This is a genomic window from Nocardioides mangrovi (genome assembly GCF_020073815.1).
GTDB classification, from domain to species: Bacteria; Actinomycetota; Actinomycetes; order Propionibacteriales; family Nocardioidaceae; genus Nocardioides; species Nocardioides mangrovi.
Map to the genome: position 1 here is coordinate 207,636 of NZ_JAIQZJ010000002.1, position 20,690 is coordinate 228,325.

A 20,690-nucleotide genomic window follows, 5' to 3' on the forward strand; every position below is an offset into this window, starting at 1 on the left:
GGCAAGGCGGAGGTGCGAAGGCGGGCCGGAGGCCCGTCGAGTCGCCGACAACGCCGCCAGATCGGATGCGACGACTCGCGCAGCAGGCGCATCCGGACGAGGAGCCGTGCCCCTAGAACGCCGGGACCCGGGATGGTCTCGGCGTGTGTTGCGGTGTCTCAGGCCGCGAGGAGAGGTGGCCCGCGCCGCGAGCGCGGCTGCGACTGCCAGAGGGAGATCCAGACGGCCGGGGCGGCGTACGCGACGCGGCGCAGGGCCGGGACCGGGGTGACGATGCCGGCGGCGGCCGTCCAGGCCAGCAGCAGGCGGCGCCCGGTGAGCGCGAGGACGCTCCACAGGCAGCGCTCGCCGTACCCGAGCCAGAGGCCCACGAGCGCGGCGGCGACGAGGTGGACGACCATCATCGGCGCGTGGGCCGACATGTCGTTGAGGAGGTGCCCGATCGGCACGGCCGGGGCGAGGGTGCTGGGCTGGCCGGACATGCCCTGGTAGGCGTCCTGGAGCGAGCCGACGCGCTGCCCGTCGACGGTCGGGAGGACCGGGAGGCCGCCCGGGTGCGAGGTCATCGGCATCGTGGCGTCGCCGCGGTGGCCCGCGGTCACGGTGAGGACGAGGTGGATGACGGTCTGGCCACCGACGAGCATGGTGACCAGGCGCAGCGTCGAGGCCGGTCGGCTGAGCATCGGTGCGCTCAGCGCGATCGACATCGCCCCGAGCGCGACCAGGAGGACCGGCCCGGGCAGCAGGCCGTCGGCCATCACGTGGCCGATCACGCCGAGCGCGAAGGCGAGCCCGCCGACGACGAACGCGCGCAACCACAGCACGGCTGCGTCCACCCGGTTCGTCACGGTGGGCATCCTCCCACGACCGCGCGGATGATCGGCCGGGAGATGCCGAACGGGCGGCTCCCGGTGGGAGCCGCCCGTGTGCTGGTGGTGGAGCTGAGGGGATTCGAACCCCTGACCTTCTCATTGCGAACGAGACGCGCTACCAACTGCGCCACAGCCCCAGGTGTTGCGGTCGGAAACGTTAGCACCCGGGTACGGCGCCCTCCGAATCGGCTCGCAGGTCGGGTCAGTCGACCAGCGCCTGCTCGAGGAGCTCGAGGGCCTGGCGGGCGTAGCCGCGCCACATCCGGGCGAAGGCGGGCATCAGCAGCGCCGTCGCGGAGCTGCTCGGGTGGACCGTCCAGGACCACGTGACCCGGACGCCGGTGCCGGCCTTCTCGAAGGTCCAGAGGCCGTCGATGGAGCTGGCCAGCGGCCGCATCGGGCCGGAGACCTGGTCGATCCGGTAGCCGAAGGAGGCGGGCCGGTCGAGGCCGGTGAGGGTCTCGCGCATGGTGCCGCCGTCGGCGAGCACGATCGTGCGGGTCTGGCCGAGGGCGCCCCACTCCCCGTCCTGGTCGCGGACCTCGCGGATCGGCGGCAGCGCGGCGTACCGGCGGGAGAAGAGGAAGGGCAGCGGCAGCGGGAGGACCGCGTCGAAGGCCCGGGCGACCCCGACCGGATAGCTGCGGGAGGCAGCCACCTCGAGGTCGTGGGTCATGGCCTCAGGAGCCGAAGGCGCGGCCGTCGTCGCGGGACTGGCGGGCCTTCTCGGCCTTCTGCGCCTCGTCGGCCTCGCGGGCCAGCTGCGCGTCGGCGTCGGTGCGGCCCGAGGTCCAGACCCCGGTGTCGTCGAGCTCGATGGTCCGGACGGTACGGCGGGCCGCGGCCGGCTTGGAGACGTACGTCGGGAGCGTCACGGGGACCGGGTCCCACAGGGCCGGGTCGCTGACCGCGGAGATGCCGGCGGAGGTGTCCTCCATCGGGTCGATCTCGGGCTCGCCCTCCTCGGCGGCGGCCGCGGTCGGCGCAACCGTGGTCGGGGCGGGCTGCTCCTGCTCGACCGGCCGGTCGGCGGGCATCCGGGCGGCCGGCACCAGGCCGCGACGCTCGCCCTTGACCATCACCCGGCAGGCGACCAGCCAGGCGGCCAGCAGGGCGACCGGGATCGCGACGTATCCCCACGAGATGACGGCGAAGGCGGCCACGCCGACCACGGCCGCGGCGGCGACGAGCAGCAGCGCGAGGACGTTGCGGCGGCGCTTGGTCGCGCGCTTCGCGGCCGCACGCCGGGCCCGCAGCTGGGCGGGCGTGAGCTCGGGAGCCGGGGCGGCCGCCGCAGCAGGCGCCGGGGCGGGCGCCGGCGACGACTCCGCCTCACCGGCGGGCTGTCCGGGTCGGACCAGCCGCGCGGTGCGCTTGTCGGCCGGCTCGCGACGGGCCAGGACCCGCATCCGCTGCGAGAAGCCCTCGACGCCGCGGCTGCGGGAGCTCGACTCGTGGTGCTTGAGCGCGAGCGGAAGGAGGTAGGCACCCCACGCCACGGCGAGGGCGACGAAGATGAGAGCGCTCAGGTCCACGTAGCAGAGCGTATGAGCGGTACCGCAGCCAGCCACGGATGTCTACAGGTGTGTCGCAAAATCACTCCTGTGACTCGTGTGCAAGCAACCGCGCGACCATCCCCTCGGGGCACTCCTCGACGGTGACGGCGTAGAGCCGGTGGTCGCGCCACGCGCCGTCGATGTGCAGGTAGCCCGGCGCGTAGCCGATCTCGCGCAGCCCGAGCTTCTCCACCACGCGCAGGGAGTTGGAGTTCTCCGGCCGGATCGCGATCTCGATCCGGTGCAGCCCGGCCGCGCCGAAGCAGTGGTCGATCACCAGCGCCACGGCCCGCGGCATCACGCCGTGCCCCGCGTAGTCACGGTCGAGCCAGTAGCCGACCGACGCGAACTGCGCCGAGCCGCGCACCACGTTGTTGACGGTCACCTGACCGGCGAAGCGGCCGGCGACGTCGACCGCGAAGGGGTACGTCGTCCCCTCCCGGGCCTGGCGGTTGAGCCGGCGGACCAGGCCGCTGAACGACGTCGGCCGCACCGAGATGCCCGGCGGGCTCGTCGCGTCCCAGGGCCGCAGCCAGGACGCGTTGCGGCGCCGGGCCTCGCGCCACGCCCGGGCGTCCCGCCGGTCCAGCGGCCGGACGGTGACGTCACCGGAGGTGAGGACGACCGGCCAGGCGCTCAATGATCGCTCCCCACGACCTGCTCCGCGGCGTGCACCAGGATCGGCCGCAGCACCTCGAGGCCGTCCTTCACTCCCCCGCGCGAGCCGGGCAGGTTGACCACCAGGCAGTCGCCGACGATGCCCGCCAGCCCGCGGGAGAGGACGGCGGACGGCACGCCCTGCGCGACGCCGTACGCCCGGATCGCCTCGGCGATCCCGGGGACCTCGCGGTCGAGCAGCGGCCGGGTGACCTCGGGCGTCCGGTCGGTCGGGGTGAGGCCGGTGCCGCCGGTGGTCAGCACCACGCGGGCACCACCCTGCGCCGCCGCGGCGATCGCGGCGCCGACCGGGTCGCCGTCGGGGACGACGACGGGCGCGTCGACCGTGAAGCCGAGCTCGCGCAGGACGTCGACGATCAGCGGGCCGGTGGTGTCCTCGTAGACGCCGGCGGCCGCGCGGTTGGACGCGACGACCACCTCCGCCCGCAGGCTGGTCACGATCTCACCCAGTCGCCGGACCTGCCGCCCGACTTCGCCTCGACCCGGACGTCGGTGATCACCGCGCCCTTGTCGACCGCCTTGACCATGTCGACGACCGTGAGGGCGGCGACGGAGACGGCGGTCAGCGCCTCCATCTCGACGCCCGTACGGTCGGTGGTCCGGACCGTCGCGCTGATCTCGACGGCGTCGTCGGCGACGGCGAGGTCGACGGTGACGCCCGAGATCGACAGCGGATGGCACAGCGGGACCAGCGCGGGGGTCTGCTTGGCGCCCATGATCCCGGCGATCCGGGCGACCGCGAGCGCGTCGCCCTTCGGCACGCCGTCACCGCGCAGCAGCGCGACCACCTCGGCGGAGACCAGCACCCGTCCCGACGCCGTCGCGACCCGCGTGGTGACGGCCTTGTCCGACACGTCGACCATCCGGGCAGCGCCCGACTCGTCCACGTGGGTGAGCCCGGGCCGCTCCGTCATCAGAACTCCTCGTCGAGCCTCAGCACCTGCACCTGGGTGCCGGCCGCGACCTCCGTGACGTCCTCGGGGACGACGACCAGCGCGTCGGACGATGCCAGATCGCCGATCAGGTGGGAACCGTGTCCGCCCACCGGGGACACGTAGGGCCCGCCCGCGTCCACGCCGTACGACGCCCGCACGAACTGCCGGCGCCCGGCCGGCGAGCCGATCGTGTGGGTGAGCCGCGCGGGGACCGTCGGCCGGGTGACCGGGGTGCGGCCCATCAGGGTGCGGATCGCGGGCAGCACGAACTGCTCGAAGGAGATGTAGCTGGAGACCGGGTTGCCGGGCAGCGTGAAGATCGGGGTGGCGTCCTCGCCCACGTGGCCGAAGCCCTGCGGCTTGCCGGGCTGCATGCCGACCGGGCCGAACCACACGGTGCCGAGCGGCGACAGCGCCGCCTTCACCACGTCGAAGTCGCCCTGGGACACCCCGCCGCTGGTGACGACGAGGTCGGCGCGGACCAGCTGGTCGTGGAGCGCGTCGAGGAAGGCGCTCGGCTCGTCGGGGACGATCCCGACCCGGTAGGCGATCGCACCCGCCCGGCGCGCGGCGGCGGCCAGCAGGAAGGAGTTGCCGTCGTAGATCGAGTCGTGGCCGAGGGGGGTTCCGGGCTCGCGCAGCTCGGACCCGGTCGACAGGATCACCACGCGCGGGCGCGGGCGCGAGCGCACCGTGGCGCGACCGACCGCCGCGAGCAGGCCGAGGTGCCGCGGACCGAGCACGGTGCCGTGGGAGACGAGCATGTCGCCGGTGGCGACGTCCTCGCCCGCGGGCCGGACGTGCTGGCCGAGGGCCGGCGCCTGGTCGATCCGCACCTGGGCGACGCCGCGGTCGGTCCACTCGTAGGGCACGACGGTGTCGGCGCCGGCGGGGACCGGGGCGCCGGTCATGATCTTGGCCGCGGTGCCGGGCGGGAGGGCGAGCAGCCCGGCCTGGCCGGCCCCGATCTCGCCGACCACGGGCAGGTGCACGGGGGCCTCGGCCGTGGCCGTCGTGACGTCGTCGAGGCGGACGGCGTACCCGTCCATCCCGGAGTTGTCGAAGGTCGGCAGGTCGATCGGCGAGACGACGTCCTCGGCCGCGGCGAGCCCGAGCGCGTCCATGAGCGGCTGGGGGAAGTCCGGCAGCGGCTCGATGGCCGCGAGGATCCGCGCCCGGTGGTCGTCGACGGAGGTCAGCGGGTGGCCACCCATCCGGCTCAGTGGTCCGTGCCGTCGGCGAGGACGGTGTCGGCGGCGACCCGCTGCGCCGACCGGGCGGTCAGCTCGACGTCGCCGACGACCTGGACGCCCTTGCCGAAGGTCCAGTCGCCCTCGACCTTGAGCGAGCTCGCCTTGCGCATCGACGGCGCCCCCTCGGGGAAGCGCTTGTCGAACTCGCCGACCAGCTTGTAGAAGTCGCCGTCGAGGTCGACGAACGGGACGTCGTTGGCGACCTGGTCGAGGACGAAGTCCTGGCCGAGGTCGTAGACGTCCGAGCGCAGCACCAGCAGGTCGTTGGTCGTCTTGACCGGCACGAAGCGGTCGCGGCCGACCTCGATCAGCCGGGCGCCGTCGAAGACCTCGATCGCGGCGCCCATCGCCGTCTCGACCTGGATCACCTCGGGCGTGGACTTGTCGCCGGGGTCGACGTTCTTGACGTTGCGGATCAGCGGCAGGCCGAGGATCCCGTCACGCACGTCGAGCGCGTGCTTCATCGCGGCGAGGTCGAACCAGATGTTGTTGGTCGAGCAGTAGCGGTGCCGGTCCAGGTCGGCGAGCGCCTCCTGGTCGGCCTTCGGCGTCTGCGCCGTCTCGCGCAGCACCAGGCGGCCGTCGTTCTTGCGGCGGGCGAAGTGGCCGCCCTTGCGGTCGGAGGGGGTACGCCGGACGGCCTCGATCGCGAACGGCGCGCCCGTGGTCGCGAACCAGCCGGCGATCTTCGGGTCCGGGACCGCGCCGAGGTTGTCGGAGTTGCTGACGAAGACGCGCTCGTAGCCGGCTGCGATCAGCTGGTCGAGCAGTCCGGTGCCGCGCAGCGCGGTGTAGAGGTCGCCGTGGCCGGGCGGGCACCACTCGAGGTCGGGGTCCTTGGGGTAGGAGACCGGGGTGAGGTCCTTGGCGAGGAGCTTGGGCTCCTTGTTCTGCAGGAACTCCAGCGGCAGCCCCTCGACCGGCAGGCCGTCGTAGCGGGCCAGCGCGGCCATCGTGTCCGCGGACGTGCGGAAGCTGTTCATGAAGATCATCGGCAGCGTCGCGTCGTACTGCGTCCGCAGGTGCAGCACCTGGCGCGCGATCACGTCGAGGAAGGAGAGGCCACGGCGCACGCACAGCAGCGACTTGGCGCGGTCCATCCCCATCGAGGTGCCGAGGCCGCCGTTGAGCTTGATGACGGCGGTCGAGCGGATCGCGGCGGCGGCGTCCTCGTCGGACACCTCGACGCTGCCCAGGGACTCGACATCGACCGGGTCGATGGTCGACTCCGGGATCATGCCGGTCTCGCCATGCTCGAGGAGCCGGTAGTAGTGGGCGAACGTGTCGATCGCGACCGGGTCGACCCCGGCGGCGGCCATCTTCTCGCGTGCCTTGTTCAGGCCAGCACTTGCCATGTTCACGATCGTAGGCTTCCCGCGTGGGAGCCACCCAATCACCTGCCAAAGTCGCCGTCCGCGACCGGCTGCTGACCGCCCGCCGCCGGCGGTCGCTCCTGGACGTCCAGATCGCGGCCGAGGCCATCGCCGAGCACCTCCTGGCCGTCCCCGACGTACGCCGGGCGGCGACCGTCGCGGCGTACGTCTCGATGGACGGCGAGCCGGGCACCGCACCGTTGCTCGACCGGCTCCGCGCAGCCGGCAAGCGGGTCGTGCTGCCGGTGCTGCTGCCCGACGACGACCTCGACTGGGCGGTCTACCCGGACGCACGGTCGCTCGCCCCGGCCCGCTTCGGGATGCTCGAGCCGACCACCGAGCCGCTCGGCCTCGAGGCCGTCGCGACCGCCGACGTGGTGCTGGTGCCCGGCCTCGCGGTCGACTCCCGGGGCTACCGGCTCGGCCGCGGCGGCGGCTCCTACGACCGGGCGCTGGGGCGGGTGCCCGTCGGCACCTTCACCTGCATCCTGCTCTACGACGAGGAGGTCGGCGTCGCGGTGCCCGTCGAGCCGCACGACCGCCCGGTGGGCTGGGCGGTCTCGCCGTCGGGTCTGCGACGGCTGGGGCCCTGAGATACGATTGGCACTCGACGCACCAGAGTGCCAGCCCGTGCCCGAAGGAGACCCGTGCCCACCTACCAGTACGCCTGCACCGAGTGCGGCCACGCCTTCGAGCAGGTCCAGAGCTTCTCCGACGACGCGCTGACCGTCTGCCCCGAGTGCCAGGGCAAGCTGCGCAAGCTGTTCAACGCCGTCGGTGTGGTCTTCAAGGGCTCCGGCTTCTACCGCAACGACAGCCGGTCGACGACCAGCTCCGCGGACACGTCGTCCTCGTCCTCGACCGACACGAAGACCGAGACCACGTCCGCGAGCAAGTCCGAGACGAAGTCGGAGAGCAAGCCGGCCGCCACGGCGTCGACCGGTTCCTCGGACTGACCCCTCTCGGGCGGCCTGTGGAGAGCCGGCGCGGGGCCGGCTGATCCCGCCTAGCGTCGCGGCATGCGCCGCCTCGTCACGCTCCTCCGCCCGGTACGCCGCGCCGTGCTCGCCCGGCGCCGCCTGCTCGCCGCCCTGCTGGCCGCGGTCGCCGTCGCGACCGGGCTGCACGCGGCCTCCGCCGCGCCGCCGGCCGAGGTGCCGGTCGTCGTCGCGGCGCACGACCTGCCGTCGGGTGCCGTGCTGACGGTGGGCGACGTGCGCACGGTCGGCTTCGATCCCGCCTCCGTGCCCGAGGGCGCGGTGACCGATCCCGCGGGTCGCACGCTCGCCGCGCCGCTGCGTGCGGGCGAGCCGCTGACCGACGTCCGGCTGGTCGGGCCGGCGCTGACCGACGGCTACCCCGGGCTGGTCGCCGTGCCGGTGCGGCTGCCCGACGCCGGCATGGCCGGCCTCCTGGCCGTCGGCGACCGGATCGACCTGGTCGCGGCCGACCCCCAGGGCGCCGCAGCCACCGTCGTGGCGACCGGCGTACCCGTGCTGGCGCTGCCGGACTCACCCTCCGCGGAGGCGGCGACCGGGCTCACCGGTCGGCTGGTCGTGGTCGGCGCCGAGCCCGCGGAGGTCACCCGGCTCGCCGACGCGGCGGTGCGGTCCTTCCTCACCTACGCCTTCGCGGACTAGCGTCCCGCCATGAGCGGATTCAAGAACTTCCTTCTCAGGGGCAATCTCGTCGAGCTCGCGGTCGCTCTGATCATGGCGCTCGCCTTCACGGCGATCGTCACGGCGACCGTCGACCTCATCATGGGCCTGATCGGCAAGATCGGCGGCCAGCCGGACTTCTCCGGGTGGACCCCCGGCGGGCTCCCCTTCGGCGCCTGGGTCACGGCGGTGATCAGCTTCCTGATCATCGCGGCGGTCGTCTACTTCATGATCGTGAAGCCCTACACGATGGCGAAGGAGAAGTACTTCCCGAGCCCGGCCCCGGGGACGCCCGAGGACGTCAAGCTGCTGCAGGAGATCCGCGACCTGCTCGCGACGCAGCAGGGCCGCCCGACCTCGGGTCAGTCGGACATCTGATCGGTCAGTGACCGCCGTGGTGCGGGGGCACCTGCTCCCGCAACCACCGGTCTCCGGTCGACTCGCCCTCGGGCGTCGCCGGGTCGCGCTCGTCGCTGGTGGTCTCCGGCATCGACTCGCCGAAGACCTCCGCGCGACGCTTGCGGCGCTCCCACTCGGCCTGCTGCTCGGGCGTCCGGTCGCTCACGTGCACAGCCCGGCATCCTCGAGGGCCTGCGTGTCGGCCTCGTTGGAGCCGCCGCTGCCGCCGTTGCCGCCCCCGTTGCCGCTGCCGCCGTTGCCCGAGCCCGGCACGTTGCCGGCGCTGATGACGTCCTCGCTCAGCCGCTTGGTCAGCGGCTCGTCGTTGGCGATCTTCTGCCACACCTGACGCGCCTGCGGCTGCTTGAAGACCAGGCGGTTGGGGTCGGCGGGGTCCGGGATCTGCGGGATGGTGATGAACTGGATGTTGTCGAGCCCGATGTCCTTGAACTCGCTGCCCAGCTCGGCGATCTTCACCAGGTTGCCCAGGCCCTTGTCGACGGTGAGCGACTTGGTCGCCGCGTCGAGGAAGCGGACCAGGTGGTCGGGGCGGGCGAGCGTGCCGGCCGTGATGACCTGGTGGGCCATCGAGGCGATGAACGCCTGCTGCCGCTTCATCCGGCCCACGTCGGAGCCGTTGCCGACGACGTACCGCTCGCGCACGTAGTTGAGCGCCTCGGTGCCCTTGAGCTTGCGGGTCCCGGCCTCGATGTTGATCTGGTGGGCCGGGTCGACGATCGGCTCGGGGATGCAGACCTCGACGCCGCCGATGGCGTCGACCATGCCCTTGAAGCCCTCGAAGTTGACCACGACGTAGTGGTCCAGTCGCACGCCGGTGATCTGCTCGACCTGCTGGATGGTGCACGCCGGGCCGCCGACCGAGAAGGCCTCGTTCCACATCGCGCCGGTGGCGCCCGGGATCGTGTTGCCGTCGTCGTCCGTGCAGTCGGGCCGGTTGACGATCAGGTCGCGCGGGATGCTGATGCCGTAGGCCCGCTGCCGGTCCGCGGAGAGGTGGAAGAGGATCGTGGTGTCCGACCGCTGGCCGCCGCCGGTCAGGTTGTCGATGTTGCAGCCGTCGCAGTCGCGGCTGTCCGACCCCATGACGAGGACGTTGAGCGGCTCCTTCGGACCCTCGACCGCGACCTTGGTCGGCCGGTCGGAGAGCTGGTCGGAGAAGTCGACCACGTTGAGGTTGCCGTTGAGGTGGCGGTAGAGGAACACGACCGAGAGGCCGGTCGCGAGGGCCAGCACGACGACGCTCGCGAGGAGGACCTTGCCGACGGTGTGCCGCTTGCGGACCTTGCCACGGCGCTTGGGTACGCTCGTGTCGGACGGGGCACCGGTGGTCTCGGGTGCGTCGTCGGACATGGGGCCTCGTGCTCTCGTGCTGTCGGTCGGGGCGGCCACGGCGGCGCTGAGCCGCCGGGTGACGTCGGAATCCCCCGGAGCGTACGGAGCGAAACCAAGACGAACCTGAATTGTCCCCTGCCCCGGTGACGCCCGCCAAAACCCCGACGCCGGGTCCGCCGTCTCCCTATCGTGGTCAGATGGAGACCGACGACCGGACGGAGCCCCTCGACCTCGGGGTGCTGCTGGCGGTCGCGTGGGCGACCTTCTTCGACCGGCTGCACCACCACATGGCCGACCGCGGCTTCGCCAACTTCACCACCCGCACCGGCTTCCTGCTCCGCGTGCTCGACTCCCAGGCGCTGAGCCTGCGCGAGGTCGCCGACCGGCTCGAGGTGTCGAGCCCGGCGGCGCTCAAGGTCGTCGTCGCCATGGAGGAGGAGGGGTACGTCGAGCGGGTCTCCACGCCCGGTGACCGGCGGGTCCGAGCGATCTCGCCGACCCTCCGCGGCCTCGCGGCCCTCGCCGAGGCGCGGGCGTTCCACCGCGAGTACGAGCGGCGGATGGCCGCCCGGCTCGGGGAGGACAGCGTCATCGCCCTGCGCCGGGCCCTCGAGGAGATCGGCGCGGACGCCTCGGAGGCGATCCCGGGGGTGCTGCGTCAGCGGGCCGAGTCGGCACGGGCCGCCGCCTCCACCACGTCGCCACCGCCAGACCGGTGATCACGTCCCACAGGCCCCACAGGGCGGCGACGAACGCGACACCGCCCAGGTCGTCGAAGAAGCCGAGCGCGAGCACCAGCGCCAGTCCGGTGTTGCGCACGCCGAGCTCGAAGGTCATCGCCCGCACGCCCGGCTCCGGGAGCCGTACGGCGCGGCCGGTGCCGTAGCCGACCAGCAGCGAGACGAGGTTCTGCGCCACGATCGCGACCGCGACCGCGCCGAGGTAGGTCACGAGCGTGTTCAGCTGGCCGGCCAGCCCGCCCACGATGATGAGCAGGAGCAGCACCAGCGCGGCGGGCTCGACGAACCGGCGCGCCCACGCCGACGCCGCGGGCCACCGCCACCCGACGAGGAGGCCGGCGGCGAACGGCACGCCGATCAGCAGCGCGACGTCGACGACCATGTCCCACGGATCCAGGTGGACGTCGCGCAGCAGGGCGTCCGCGGCGGGGTTGAGCGCGCACCAGGCGGCGACCGCCACCGGCGTGACCGCCACCGCGACCACGTTGGACGCGGCGGTCATCGAGATCGACAGCGCGACGTCGCCGCGGGCGCGGTGGGTGAGGATGTTCGAGAGGTTCCCGGCCGGGCAGCAGACGACCAGGATCATGCCGATCGCGACGGACCCCCGGACGTCGAGGACCAGGGTGAGCAGCACGGTCAGCGCCGGCATCACGACGTACTGCGCGGCGAGCCCGGCCGCGATCACCCCAGGCCGCCGGGCGACGGCGCGGAAGTCCTCGAGCCGGGTGTCGAGCGCGATGCCGAAGAGGAAGACCGCGATCACGATCTTGGTGACCAGCTGGAAGCCGTCCCCGAGCTCGATCTGCAGGTGGTCGATGTCCGGCGCCGCGGACGCGAGCAGCATCACGCTCGCATTGTTAACTCAGGTTAATCACTGCGCAAGGGTGGCCGGACCGGTGGGTAGATCAGGCTGAGCACCGCCGCGAGGGTGAAGTAGCTCCGGACCAGCCGGAAGACGAGGTACTCCGGGACGTAGAGGACGGCCCGCGGCCGGCCCAGCAGCAGGCAGACGAGCACCGCCATCAGGAAGGGCAGCCCGACGATCGTCGCGACCACCGGCTGCCAGCGCAGGGTCGGCAGCACCGCGTGGAAGACGACCAGGAGGAGGAAGGCGAAGATCAGCATCGGCACGAGCATCGCCCGGCGGGCGGCGTTGATCAGCTGCAGCGGCAGCACCACCGCGCCGGCCATCGAGGCGCTGCTGAAGATCGCGTGCCGGTGGTGCCCCGAGAGGTGGTAGATGCTCCGGAACCACCGGGTGCGCTGCTCGCGCATGTGCGCCCAGGTGCGCGGGGTCTCGGAGCGGTAGACCGCCCGCGGGTCCGAGACGCAGCGGTAGCCGGCGGTCCCCATCCGCAGGCAGATGTCGGTGTCCTCGCCGTTCATGCCCTGCACGATCGGGCCGACCTCGTCGAGCGCGGCCTTGCGGTAGGCCACGAACATGCCCGGGATGCCGAGGATCCCGTCGTACCCCATCAGCGAGATCTGGAAGAAGCCGTGCCGGACCAGCACCTCGACCGTGCGGGCCCGGTCGAAGAACGTGTCGAGGGTGGTGGGGAGCGGCAGCCCGCCGACCGCGCCGACGCCGCCGTCGGCGAAGTGCCGCATCGCGCGGGCCAGGCAGCCCTCCCCCACCACCGTGTCCGCGTCGATGCGTACGACGAACGGCTCGGTGATCCGCGCGAGCCCGTAGTTGAGCGCGATCGCCTTGCCCGGCGTGATGCAGACGAGGACCTCGCCGGTCAGGTTCGGACAGTGCTCGATCGCCGTCTCCGCGACCGCGATCGTCTCGTCGGTCGAGGCGTTGTCGACCACGTAGAGGCGCACCGTGCCGGCGTACGCCGCAGCCGCACGGTCGACCGCGTCGATGGTGGCCGCGATCAGGTGCGCCTCGTTGTGGGCGGGGACCAGCACCGCGACGGGCGGCGCGTAGGGCCTCCGGCTGGACCTCCGGAGGAGCACCAGCCCGATCCCGGCGGTCAGGAGCGCGAGCACCTGCTGGACCAGGAACACGCCCGGCCCGATGCCGCCGAGCAGCGCGACGTCGCGCATCGCGCGGGTCAGCGGCCCGGCGTACCGCTCGACCAGCGCGGCCGTGGCGAAGGCGAGCACCAGCGGGACGACGATCCGCGGCCACGCGTGCCAGCGGATCCGACCGGTCATCGGGAGCTCGACCGGCGGCGGCAGGTGGGCGTTGCGGAGCACCACGATCGGGAAGGAGATCATCGCGACCATGCCGGAGACGATCTGCTGACCGACGACGGGGACCTGGACGCCGGCGTCGCGGGCGAGGTACGCGGTCACGTCGACCAGCAGGATCACCACCGCGAAGGTGCCGAGCAGCTGGCCGCACACGCGCGCCCGCCGGCGCAGGTCCGAGGCGATCGAGCAGCCGAAGACCACGAAGAACACCGTGACGAAGAGGCGGACCGGCACCGCCGCCCGCTCGCCCGCGGACGGGAGCACGACCAGGTCCCGGCTGGTGTCGTCGCCGGCGTAATGGGCGAAGACCGCGATCACCAGCAGCCCCAGCAGGCTGAGGGTGGTGAAGTTGACCAGGAAGCCGTTGACGACGCGGGGCGGGCGGGCGAGCGCGTACTGGGCCGGCGTGCTGTCGACCGACCGGAAGTGGTCCGAGACCGCCTCCGGTGGTGGCGGCTCGGTCACCCGCCCGGGTCCGCGCGCACCGGCGGCGCGGTCACCACGCGACCCGATCCGCTGACGACGAAGCCACCGCCGTCACCGGTGACCAGGCGTGCGGACTCGCGGGCGTACGGCGGGACGACGTCGCCGGGGACGCCGACCGCGGTGACGGCCACGCCTCCCGGCACGCACTGGACCACGAGCCCGTCGGCGAAGGACTGCAGGTCGAGGCCGGCCGCGGTGATACGGCCGTCGGCGACCTGGACCGGGGCGTCGGCGGGCGGGTTCCCGAGCAGGAGGAACGGCCGCTGGCCCGGCGTACCGTCCCAGCCGAAGGCGAGGTCCTGCTCCCAGCCGCTGAGCTCGGCGAGCGTGGGCACCAGGTCGGCCAGGGAGGTCGCCGGGTCCTCGGCGCTCGCACTCGGCAGGAGGACGTCGAAGCCGCCGGCGTAGTCCGCCGGCACGGCGGTGAAGCCCTCGCCCGTGCCGCCCAGGACCAGCCGCGAGGACGGGAGGACCTGCACCTGGTAGGTCGTCTGCCGGACGTTGCAGCCGCCGAGGTCCCGGTCGCGCAGGAGCGTGATCGACAGCTGGTTGCGCAGCGCCTCGAGCCCGGAGGGCAGGTCGAGCGTCACCTGCTGGGCGGCGTCGTCGCCCGGGAGCCGGACGCTGTCAAGGAGCTGGCCGTTGAGCTGGACCTGCACGAGCCAGCGTGAGTCGTCGGTGGTGATCGGGACGCTCACCTCCAGCCGCAGGCGAGTGGGGAGCGAGCCGTCGGGCAGGTCCGCCAGGGAGTAGGCCGCGCGCCAGGTGCGGGTGTCGGTGAGCGACTGGACCGAGGTGTCGACGCCCAGCGACTCCAGGGTCACGCCGTCGCCGGCCAGGCGCTCCGGCTCGGCCCTCCGGGGCGAGGAGGCCCCGGTGTCCGCCGTGGTGACGGCGGCGGTGCTGAGGAAGGTCGGGGTCACCTCGGACGGCTCGAGCACGCCCAGGTGGGCGAGGTCGCCGACCGTGCCGACCTGCACCGTCGGGTCCGCGTCCCCGGACGGGTCCCCGGCGTCCCAGCCGAGGTCGGCCAGGGTGTCCGCGGGGCCCAGCAGCACCTGGCTGTCCTGGTCGTCGGGCAGGTCGTCGGCGTTGCCGACGTCGCGGTAGGTCACCTCGTGGCCGGCCTGGGTGAGCGCGACGGCGTACCGGGCCGCGGTCTCGAACCACTCGGTGTCGCCCGCCGGGAAGGCCAGGTCGAGGGTGACGTCGTGGTCGAGGTCGGCCACCACGTCGCGCACCGTGTGCAGCGGCGAGGACAGGGTGCCGCGGACCCGGGTCCGGTCGGGGTCGAGCACGACGAGCGCGCCGAGCTCCTGGGTGATGGTGCAGCGGCGCTGGTCGAGGCTGCCGGTCAGCCGGACCTGGACCCGGACCGAGCCGTCCTCCGCGACGCTGTCCGGCAGCGGGATGTCGGCGTCGAGGTCGTGCTGGCCGGCGTCGAGCTGCTCGACGTAGACGGACTGACCATCGGCGAGCACCCGCAGGAAGACGGTGCTGTCCTCCGCCGCGGCGGTCGTGCCGACCAGGGACAGCCGCGGGTTGCCGACGGTGGAGTCGACCGGGAGCGCCATGGTGACGGTCTGCGTGGTCGAGTTGTCGTCGCTCAGCCGGAGTCCGTCGACCATCCCGATGTCGCTGAGCGTCGTGGAGACCTGGCGGTCCGGCGATGCGTCGTCGGCCTCGCCGCTGAGCCACTCGGGCCGGACGAACACGAAGACGAGCACCAGCACGACCACGATCCCGAGGAGGACCAGCGCGCCGCGGGGCACCAGGCGGTTGCCGCGCTTCGACGGTCCGGAGGTGCTCATGACCTGGCCCGTACGGCGGCGCGCCGCTCGTGGTTCCACAGGGCGGTCGCCGGGATCCTGCTGCGGTCACAGCGGTCGGCGTACCGCTGGGCGATCTCGACGGACTCCTGCAGGAGCCCCTCCTCGAGGAGGATCGGGTCGAGGCCGAGCTCCTTCAGCTTGTCGGCGCGGACGGCGAGCTCGTTCGCGACCGCCTCGGCGCGGGGGTTGGTCAGCTGCGCGACCTCGGCGCCGAGGACCCGGTGGACCAGGTCCGCGAGGTCGCGGACCCGGTGGGTCTCGGTGGCCTGGTTCATGATCCGCACCCGCCCCTCGACCTGGTCGCCGGACTCGACCGCGAGCAGGACGCACCGGACGGTGTCCTGGATGTTGATGAACGCGCGGGTCTGCCCGCCGATGCCGTGCACCGTCAGCGGGTAGCCGATCGCGGCCTGCATGAGGAAGCGGTTGAGCACCGTCCCGAAGTCGCCGTCGTAGTCGAACCGGTTGATCAGCGCCGGGTCGAGGCGGGTCTCCTCGGTCTGGGTGCCCCAGACGATGCCCTGGTGGAGGTCCGTGACGCGGACCCCGTCGTTCTGCGCGTAGAACTGGAACAGCAGCTGATCCAGCGACTTCGTCATGTGGTAGACGCTGCCGGGCCTGGTCGGGTAGAGGATCTCGCGCTCGACGGTGCCGCCCTCGCGGTCGGGATAGCCGACGCGGAGGTAGCCCTCGGGCAGGTCGACCGGCGCCGTCTCGTAGCCGTAGACACCCATGGTCCCGAGGTGCACGACGTGGGTGTCGAGCCCGGCTTCGACGAGCGCCGCGAGGAGGTGGTGCGTCGCGTTGACGTTGTTGTCGACGGTGGAGAGCTTGTGGGCGCTGTCCTTCATCGAGTACGGCGCGGAGCGCTGCTCGGCGAAGTGCACCACCGCGTCCGGCCTGGCCTCCCGGAGCAGCGCCAGCAGCGCGTCGTAGTCGTGGGCGACGTCGAGGTCCTCCCACCCGATCTCGGCACCGGTGCGGCAGCGCCACGCCTCGATCCGCTCGGGCAGCGTCGCGATCGGGGTCAGCGACTGGACCCCGAGCTCGTCGTCCATCCGACGCCGCACCAGGTTGTCCACGATCACCACGTCGTGCCCGGCGCGCGAGAGGTGCAGCGCGCTCGGCCAGCCGCAGAAGCCATCGCCGCCCAAGACCAGCACCCGCATTGGTTCACGGTAGGGAGATCTCGCCCCACCTTCCTCACCCGTCACGGGTGAGGTGCCGCAGGCTCGGGCATACTGGCCCGCGACCAGCCCCGGTAGCTCAGTGGATAGAGCAGCCGCCTCCTAAGCGAAAGGTCGCGAGTTCGACTCTCGCCCGGGGCACGTGAGGCCGACCGAGAGAGCAGCCGCGCTCCGTCGAGGTCCGGAAGCGAAAGGTCGCGAGTTCGACTCTCGCCCGGGGCACGTGAGGCCGACCGAGAGAGCAGCCGCGCTCCGTCAAGGTCCGGAAGCGAAAGGTCGCGAGTTCGACTCTCGCCCGGGGCACGTGAGGCCGTCGACGAGCGAGACCCGGGCGCATCCACGCCACGTCGGGATCGTGATGGACGGCAACCGCCGGTGGGCGCGGGCGGCCGGACACCTCGACCCGAGGGTCGGCCACCGGGTCGGGGCCGAGCACCTCGAGCGGTTCCTCGGCTGGTGCGCCGGCCTGGGGATCGAGCACGTGACGGCGTACGTGCTCTCGGCTGACAACATCCGCAAGCGGCCCGAGGCCGAGGTGGCCAACCTGCTCGACCTGCTCGCCACGACGATCCCGCGGGTCCTGACCCGGCCGGACCAGCCGTGGCGGGTCCACGTCTCCGGCGACCGGTCGCTGCTCGACGAGCGGGCGCGGCGGGCGCTCGCCGAGGCCGAGCGGGCGACCGCGGACCGCGCCTCGCACCTCACGCTGGCGATCGCGTACGACGGGCGCCAGGACATCGTCGAGGGCATCCGCCGGAGCGTCGCGCTGCTCGACGGCCGGGCACCGACGGTCGAGGAGATCACCGCCGCCCTGCCCGGCGGCCCGGTGAAGGAGATCGACCTGGTGATCCGCACCAGCGGGGAGCAGCGGCTCTCCGGCTTCTTCCCCTGGCAGAGCGTCGGCGCGGAGATCTACTCCAGCGAGAGGTTCTGGCCGGCCTTCAGCGAGGCGGACCTGGCGGCGGCGCTGGCGTTCTACGCCGACCGTCGTCGGTGAGGTCGCGCTCGTACCAGCTGCCCTGCTTGCCGCCGATCTCCGCCGGGTCCGCCCGTCCGATCTCGACGAAGCCGGTCTTCTGGAGCACCCGCTGGGAGGCGAGGTTGGTGTCGGAGACCGAGGCGCGGAGCGTCGTCACGGCGTACCGGTCGGCCGCGAGGCCACTGATCTCGCGGACCGCCTAGGTGGCGACGCCCCGGCCGGCTGAGCTCGCCGCGACCCGGTAGCCGAGCTCGGCCACGCCGTCGCCGAGCAGCAGGAGGTTGAAGCGCCCGAGGACGACGCCGTCCTCGACGAGCAGGTAGCAGGCGCGGTGACCGGCCCCCTGGTCGGCGAGGAGCTCGGCGTGGTGGTCGGCGAAGTGGTCGAAGTAGTCGTCGCCGCGGTCACCGATCGAGCGCGCGAACCACGCGCGGTTGACGATCTCGAAGTCGAGCACCGCCGGGGCGTGGTCCGCGCGGAGCAGCTCCAGATCGGCCACCGGTGTCAGTCCACGACCTCGAAGCGGATCCCGGCCGCCTGCAGCCGGACGAGCAGCGCGTCCCCCATCGCCTGGGCGGTGGTGACCTGGCCGGCGGTGGTGGGGTTGTCGTCCAGGGCGAGGCAGAGGGCGGACTCGGCGAGCATCTTCGCGGTCTCGCCGTAGCCGGGGTCGCCGCCGGAGACCCGGGTGCGCAGGGTCCGCCCGTCGGTCTCGCCGACGAAGTCGACGGTGAACCACGACTTCGCGCGCCGCGCCTCGTCCGGGCCGTCGCCGCGGGCGATCCGAGCGCCGAGCGCCCGGCGCAGGGGGCCGATCTGCGCGGCCAGCGCGACGCCGCCGACGAAGGCCGCGCCGCCGGCGGCGTACCGCAGCGTCTTGGTGCCGGCGAAGTGGGAGTAGCGGAACTCCGGGCCGTACGACGCCAGCGCGGCGCCGCTGCGGGCCACGATGAACGGATCGATGGTCGGCATCGGCAGCAGCCAGTAGCCGAGCAGCGGGTCCCGGTGCGGCTTGCCGCCCACCGCGCGTGACGAGCGGCCCTCCGGCCTCGGCTCGGCCTTGCGCCGGTCGGCCGCCGCGGCCCGCATCTGCTTGCCCCGCGAGATCTGGCCGAGCGCGGAGTGGAAGGTGCCGCCGGAGAACATGCCGCCGGCGCGGACCACGCCGCGCAGGGTGACCGGCCCGGTCGGCGCGAGCTCGCGGACGGTGAAGTAGGCGCCGAGGTCGTGCGGGACAGAGTCGAAGCCGCACGCGTGGACGATCCGTGCCCCGGTGCGGACCGCGGTCTCGTGGTGGTCGAGGTAGACGCGGTCGACGAACTCCGGCTCGCCCGTCAGGTCGACGTAGTCGGTGCCGGCGGCGGCGCACGCGGCGACCAGCGGCTCGCCGTGCTCGAGGTAGGGGCCGACGGTCGAGATCACCACCCGGGTCCGGGCCGCGAGCTCGGCCAGGGACTCGGCGTCGGAGCTGTCGGCGACCACGAGGGGGACGTCGACCCCGAGCCGCTCGCGCACCGCCTCCAGCTTCTCCTTGCTCCGCCCGGCCAGCGCCCAGCGTAGTCCGGCAGGGGCGTGGGCGGTGAGGTACTCGGCGGTCAGGCCGCCGGTGAACCCCGTCGCGCCGAGGAGGACGATGTCGAGCTCGCGATCAGCAGGCATGCGCGCCATGCTGTCAGGCGGACGACGCCGCGACGACAGCGTGTGACGCGACGTACGCTCGGAGCATGTGCCGCAACATCCGCCCGCTGAACAACTTCGAGCCGCCGGCCACGCGTGACGAGGTGTCGGCGGCCGCGCTGCAGTACGTCCGGAAGGTGAGCGGTACGACGAAGCCGAGCCAGGCCAACCAGGAGGCGTTCGACCGCGCGGTCCGCGAGATCGCGCACATCACCGAGCACCTCCTCGACGACCTGGTGACGACCGCACCGCCGAAGAACCGCGAGGTCGAGGCGGCCAAGGCCCGGGCCCGGGCGGAGCTCCGGTACGCCCGTTGACCGAGCTGCACGAGCGGACCGACCTGCTCCACCTGCTGCGGAGCCGGCCCCTGGTGGTGCTGACCGGCGCGGGCCTGTCCACCGACTCGGGGATCCCCGACTACCGCGGGCCCCAGGCGCCGGCGCGGATGCCGATGACCTACCAGGAGTTCGTCTCCGGCCCCGAGGCCCGGCAGCGCTACTGGGCGCGCAGCCACGTCGGGTGGGGGCGGATGCGGCGCGCCGACCCCAACGACGGTCACCGCGCGCTGGCCCGGATCGCGCCCGACCTCCTCATCACCCAGAACGTCGACGGCCTGCACGAGAAGGTCGGCACCCCGCGACTCGTCGCGCTGCACGGCCGGATCGCCGACGTGGTCTGCCTCGGCTGCCGCGAGACCTCGACCCGCGCCGCGCTCCAGGAGCTGCTCGGCGAGCTCAACCCCGGGTACGCCGACCGGCACGCCGCGGTCGAGGTGCGACCGGACGGCGACGTCGACCTCGAGGACACGGCCGGGTTCGTCGTCCCGGCGTGCGACGGCTGCGGCGGGATCCTCAAGCCGCACGTGGTGTTCTTCGGCGAGAACGTCCCGGCCGAGCGGGTCGCCCGCTGCTACGCCGCGGTCGACGCGCTGGCGGAGACCGACGGGGTGCTGCTGGTCGCCGGCTCGAGCCTCACCGTGATGTCCGGCCTGAGGTTCGTACGACGCGCCGCGAAGGCCGGGACGCCCGTCGTGATCGTCAACCGCGGCACCACGCGGGGCGACGACCTCGCGACGTACCGCGTCGAGGACGGCTGCAGCGAGTTCCTCACCGCGCTGGCGGGCTGACCGCCCGGGACCGGCTCAGCCGGCCTGGTCCTTGGAGAGCTCGCCGAGGAGGTCGACGATCTCGTGCAGCGAGAGGTCGTGGACGGCCGGGTCGAGGCCCTCGACGCGCTCGAGGGCGAGGTCCTCCGGCAGCCGGGCGCCGATGTCGAAGGTGTAGATGGTGTCGTCGATGTCGAAGTCGATGCCGCCGACCTGCGCGGCGTAGTAGTCACCCTCGGCGGTGTGCAGCACCACGCCCTCGCGGTGCTCGAGCCCGCGCTCGAGCCCGGTCTGGCTGTGGGCGACCACCACCGCCCGCTCCCCACGCACCCGTACGGACGGGTCGAGTGCCACGATCTCCATCTGTACCCTCCCACTGCCTCCCCCGGCAGCCACCGACCC

25 protein-coding genes, 2 tRNA genes and 1 pseudogene are annotated in these 20,690 nt (G+C 73.0%); 9 read left to right on the forward strand and 19 right to left on the reverse strand.

The genetic code is table 11. The annotated features are described in order from the left end of the window. Window positions 1-158: 158 nt before the first annotated feature. The 9 genes from K8U61_RS06310 to K8U61_RS06350 form a co-directional block, all read right to left on the reverse strand. Window positions 159-848 (reverse strand): hypothetical protein, encoded by a 690-nt coding sequence (locus tag K8U61_RS06310; RefSeq protein WP_224122143.1) that lies wholly within the window; start codon window positions 846-848, stop codon window positions 159-161. An 85-nt stretch (window positions 849-933) separates the two neighbouring features. Then, window positions 934-1,009: transfer RNA gene (locus K8U61_RS06315), tRNA-Ala, on the reverse strand. Window positions 1,010-1,074: 65 nt separating this feature from the next. Next, a complete protein-coding gene (locus K8U61_RS06320) occupies window positions 1,075-1,548 on the reverse strand; it encodes an SRPBCC family protein (RefSeq protein WP_224122144.1) in 474 nt (157 codons plus the stop codon). Window positions 1,549-1,552: 4 nt separating this feature from the next. Beyond that, window positions 1,553-2,407, reverse strand: coding sequence for a divisome protein SepX/GlpR (gene sepX / locus K8U61_RS06325; protein WP_224122145.1), 855 nt, complete (start codon window positions 2,405-2,407; stop codon window positions 1,553-1,555). A 61-nt stretch (window positions 2,408-2,468) separates the two neighbouring features. Then, window positions 2,469-3,068, reverse strand: coding sequence for a GNAT family N-acetyltransferase (locus K8U61_RS06330; RefSeq protein WP_224122146.1), 600 nt, complete (start codon window positions 3,066-3,068; stop codon window positions 2,469-2,471). Further along, window positions 3,065-3,535: a MogA/MoaB family molybdenum cofactor biosynthesis protein gene (locus tag K8U61_RS06335; protein ID WP_224122217.1), complete on the reverse strand. Its 471-nt coding sequence runs from the start codon at window positions 3,533-3,535 to the stop codon at window positions 3,065-3,067. The genes K8U61_RS06330 and K8U61_RS06335 overlap by 4 nt, the downstream gene beginning before the upstream one ends. 5 nt (window positions 3,536-3,540) lie before the next feature. Next, window positions 3,541-4,020, reverse strand: a complete 480-nt coding sequence (gene moaC, locus K8U61_RS06340; RefSeq protein ID WP_224122147.1) for a cyclic pyranopterin monophosphate synthase MoaC — start codon at window positions 4,018-4,020, stop codon at window positions 3,541-3,543. Further along, window positions 4,020-5,255 (reverse strand): molybdotransferase-like divisome protein Glp, encoded by a 1,236-nt coding sequence (gene glp, locus K8U61_RS06345; protein ID WP_224122148.1) that lies wholly within the window; start codon window positions 5,253-5,255, stop codon window positions 4,020-4,022. Before glp ends, moaC begins: the two co-directional genes overlap by 1 nt. A 5-nt stretch (window positions 5,256-5,260) precedes the next feature. Further along, entirely contained in the window at window positions 5,261-6,649 is a 1,389-nt protein-coding gene (locus tag K8U61_RS06350) for a UTP--glucose-1-phosphate uridylyltransferase (RefSeq protein WP_224122149.1), read from the reverse strand. 23 nt (window positions 6,650-6,672) lie between these two features. On the opposite strand from K8U61_RS06350, the gene K8U61_RS06355 reads away from it, so the two are divergent. The 4 genes from K8U61_RS06355 to K8U61_RS06370 all read left to right on the forward strand — a co-directional run bounded on the left by K8U61_RS06355 (window position 6,673) and on the right by K8U61_RS06370 (window position 8,703). Next, window positions 6,673-7,260, forward strand: a complete 588-nt coding sequence (locus K8U61_RS06355) for a 5-formyltetrahydrofolate cyclo-ligase (protein WP_224122150.1) — start codon at window positions 6,673-6,675, stop codon at window positions 7,258-7,260. 54 nt (window positions 7,261-7,314) lie between these two features. Further along, window positions 7,315-7,623: an FmdB family zinc ribbon protein gene (locus K8U61_RS06360; RefSeq protein ID WP_224122151.1), complete on the forward strand. Its 309-nt coding sequence runs from the start codon at window positions 7,315-7,317 to the stop codon at window positions 7,621-7,623. A 63-nt stretch (window positions 7,624-7,686) separates the two neighbouring features. Beyond that, a complete protein-coding gene (locus K8U61_RS06365) occupies window positions 7,687-8,307 on the forward strand; it encodes an SAF domain-containing protein (RefSeq protein WP_224122152.1) in 621 nt (206 codons plus the stop codon). 9 nt (window positions 8,308-8,316) lie between these two features. Continuing rightward, a complete protein-coding gene (locus K8U61_RS06370; protein WP_224122153.1) occupies window positions 8,317-8,703 on the forward strand; it encodes an MscL family protein in 387 nt (128 codons plus the stop codon). Between the two features lie 4 nt (window positions 8,704-8,707). On the opposite strand, the gene K8U61_RS06375 is transcribed toward K8U61_RS06370, so the two are convergent. Together K8U61_RS06375 and K8U61_RS06380 are read right to left on the reverse strand one after the other, a co-directional pair. Beyond that, window positions 8,708-8,890, reverse strand: a complete 183-nt coding sequence (locus K8U61_RS06375) for a hypothetical protein (protein WP_224122154.1) — start codon at window positions 8,888-8,890, stop codon at window positions 8,708-8,710. After that, a complete protein-coding gene (locus K8U61_RS06380) occupies window positions 8,887-10,095 on the reverse strand; it encodes an LCP family protein (RefSeq protein ID WP_224122155.1) in 1,209 nt (402 codons plus the stop codon). The genes K8U61_RS06375 and K8U61_RS06380 overlap by 4 nt, the downstream gene beginning before the upstream one ends. A gap of 179 nt (window positions 10,096-10,274) precedes the next feature. Between K8U61_RS06380 and K8U61_RS24860 the strand changes: the two genes are divergently transcribed. Then, window positions 10,275-10,796 carry a MarR family winged helix-turn-helix transcriptional regulator gene (locus K8U61_RS24860; RefSeq protein ID WP_263426751.1) on the forward strand — a complete coding sequence of 174 codons (522 nt, stop codon included), beginning with the start codon at window positions 10,275-10,277 and terminating at the stop codon, window positions 10,794-10,796. Between the two features lie 31 nt (window positions 10,797-10,827). Here the strand turns inward: K8U61_RS24860 and K8U61_RS06390 are convergent. From K8U61_RS06390 to K8U61_RS06405, 4 genes and pseudogenes are all read right to left on the reverse strand, one after another. Continuing rightward, window positions 10,828-11,664: pseudogene (locus tag K8U61_RS06390) on the reverse strand (bile acid:sodium symporter family protein); the annotation flags it as partial. Window positions 11,665-11,687: 23 nt separating this feature from the next. Beyond that, window positions 11,688-13,487: a glycosyltransferase family 2 protein gene (locus K8U61_RS06395; protein ID WP_224122156.1), complete on the reverse strand. Its 1,800-nt coding sequence runs from the start codon at window positions 13,485-13,487 to the stop codon at window positions 11,688-11,690. Beyond that, a complete protein-coding gene (locus K8U61_RS06400) occupies window positions 13,484-15,319 on the reverse strand; it encodes a cellulose biosynthesis cyclic di-GMP-binding regulatory protein BcsB (RefSeq protein ID WP_224122157.1) in 1,836 nt (611 codons plus the stop codon). The genes K8U61_RS06395 and K8U61_RS06400 overlap by 4 nt, the downstream gene beginning before the upstream one ends. Continuing rightward, complete coding sequence (locus tag K8U61_RS06405; protein WP_224122158.1) at window positions 15,316-16,509, reverse strand: NAD-dependent epimerase/dehydratase family protein; 1,194 nt, start codon at window positions 16,507-16,509, stop codon at window positions 15,316-15,318. The genes K8U61_RS06400 and K8U61_RS06405 overlap by 4 nt, the downstream gene beginning before the upstream one ends. 86 nt (window positions 16,510-16,595) lie before the next feature. Between K8U61_RS06405 and K8U61_RS06410 the strand changes: the two genes are divergently transcribed. Together K8U61_RS06410 and uppS are read left to right on the forward strand one after the other, a co-directional pair. Beyond that, window positions 16,596-16,668 (forward strand) — tRNA-Arg (locus K8U61_RS06410). A 217-nt stretch (window positions 16,669-16,885) separates the two neighbouring features. Further along, window positions 16,886-17,524, forward strand: a complete 639-nt coding sequence (uppS, locus tag K8U61_RS06415) for a polyprenyl diphosphate synthase (protein WP_263426752.1) — start codon at window positions 16,886-16,888, stop codon at window positions 17,522-17,524. Here the strand turns inward: uppS and K8U61_RS06420 are convergent. From K8U61_RS06420 to K8U61_RS06430, 3 genes are read right to left on the reverse strand one after another with little or no spacing between them, the layout of a single operon-like run. Next, window positions 17,469-17,663: a hypothetical protein gene (locus K8U61_RS06420; RefSeq protein WP_224122160.1), complete on the reverse strand. Its 195-nt coding sequence runs from the start codon at window positions 17,661-17,663 to the stop codon at window positions 17,469-17,471. The genes uppS and K8U61_RS06420 overlap by 56 nt on opposite strands. Before the next feature lie 42 nt (window positions 17,664-17,705). After that, entirely contained in the window at window positions 17,706-18,005 is a 300-nt protein-coding gene (locus tag K8U61_RS06425; protein WP_224122161.1) for a GNAT family N-acetyltransferase, read from the reverse strand. Window positions 18,006-18,010: 5 nt separating this feature from the next. Further along, window positions 18,011-19,165: a saccharopine dehydrogenase family protein gene (locus K8U61_RS06430; RefSeq protein ID WP_224122162.1), complete on the reverse strand. Its 1,155-nt coding sequence runs from the start codon at window positions 19,163-19,165 to the stop codon at window positions 18,011-18,013. 65 nt (window positions 19,166-19,230) lie between these two features. Here K8U61_RS06430 and K8U61_RS06435 point away from each other — a divergent pair, with 65 nt between their 5' ends. Both K8U61_RS06435 and K8U61_RS06440 read left to right on the forward strand, forming a co-directional pair. Continuing rightward, window positions 19,231-19,500, forward strand: coding sequence for a DUF2277 domain-containing protein (locus K8U61_RS06435; RefSeq protein WP_224122163.1), 270 nt, complete (start codon window positions 19,231-19,233; stop codon window positions 19,498-19,500). Beyond that, complete coding sequence (locus K8U61_RS06440) at window positions 19,497-20,309, forward strand: Sir2 family NAD-dependent protein deacetylase (protein ID WP_224122164.1); 813 nt, start codon at window positions 19,497-19,499, stop codon at window positions 20,307-20,309. The genes K8U61_RS06435 and K8U61_RS06440 overlap by 4 nt, the downstream gene beginning before the upstream one ends. A 15-nt stretch (window positions 20,310-20,324) precedes the next feature. Here K8U61_RS06440 and K8U61_RS06445 read toward each other — a convergent pair whose 3' ends face one another. Beyond that, window positions 20,325-20,651 carry a hypothetical protein gene (locus tag K8U61_RS06445; protein WP_224122165.1) on the reverse strand — a complete coding sequence of 109 codons (327 nt, stop codon included), beginning with the start codon at window positions 20,649-20,651 and terminating at the stop codon, window positions 20,325-20,327. Window positions 20,652-20,690 lie beyond the last annotated feature (39 nt).

What these genes read in the sequence shown, in the direction of transcription:
- K8U61_RS06320 (WP_224122144.1), bottom strand. Translation starts at nt 1,548, where the DNA reads ATGACCCACGACCTCGAGGTGGCTGCCTCCCGCAGCTATCCGGTCGGG.
- moaC (WP_224122147.1), bottom strand. Translation starts at nt 4,020, where the DNA reads ATGACGGAGCGGCCCGGGCTCACCCACGTGGACGAGTCGGGCGCTGCC.
- glp (WP_224122148.1), bottom strand. Translation starts at nt 5,255, where the DNA reads ATGGGTGGCCACCCGCTGACCTCCGTCGACGACCACCGGGCGCGGATC.
- K8U61_RS06350 (WP_224122149.1), bottom strand. Translation starts at nt 6,649, where the DNA reads ATGGCAAGTGCTGGCCTGAACAAGGCACGCGAGAAGATGGCCGCCGCC.
- K8U61_RS06365 (WP_224122152.1), top strand. Translation starts at nt 7,687, where the DNA reads ATGCGCCGCCTCGTCACGCTCCTCCGCCCGGTACGCCGCGCCGTGCTC.
- K8U61_RS06370 (WP_224122153.1), top strand. Translation starts at nt 8,317, where the DNA reads ATGAGCGGATTCAAGAACTTCCTTCTCAGGGGCAATCTCGTCGAGCTC.
- K8U61_RS06380 (WP_224122155.1), bottom strand. Translation starts at nt 10,095, where the DNA reads ATGTCCGACGACGCACCCGAGACCACCGGTGCCCCGTCCGACACGAGC.
- K8U61_RS24860 (WP_263426751.1), top strand. Translation starts at nt 10,275, where the DNA reads ATGGAGACCGACGACCGGACGGAGCCCCTCGACCTCGGGGTGCTGCTG.
- K8U61_RS06400 (WP_224122157.1), bottom strand. Translation starts at nt 15,319, where the DNA reads ATGAGCACCTCCGGACCGTCGAAGCGCGGCAACCGCCTGGTGCCCCGC.
- K8U61_RS06405 (WP_224122158.1), bottom strand. Translation starts at nt 16,509, where the DNA reads ATGCGGGTGCTGGTCTTGGGCGGCGATGGCTTCTGCGGCTGGCCGAGC.
- uppS (WP_263426752.1), top strand. Translation starts at nt 16,886, where the DNA reads ATGGACGGCAACCGCCGGTGGGCGCGGGCGGCCGGACACCTCGACCCG.
- K8U61_RS06430 (WP_224122162.1), bottom strand. Translation starts at nt 19,165, where the DNA reads ATGCCTGCTGATCGCGAGCTCGACATCGTCCTCCTCGGCGCGACGGGG.
- K8U61_RS06435 (WP_224122163.1), top strand. Translation starts at nt 19,231, where the DNA reads ATGTGCCGCAACATCCGCCCGCTGAACAACTTCGAGCCGCCGGCCACG.
- K8U61_RS06445 (WP_224122165.1), bottom strand. Translation starts at nt 20,651, where the DNA reads ATGGAGATCGTGGCACTCGACCCGTCCGTACGGGTGCGTGGGGAGCGG.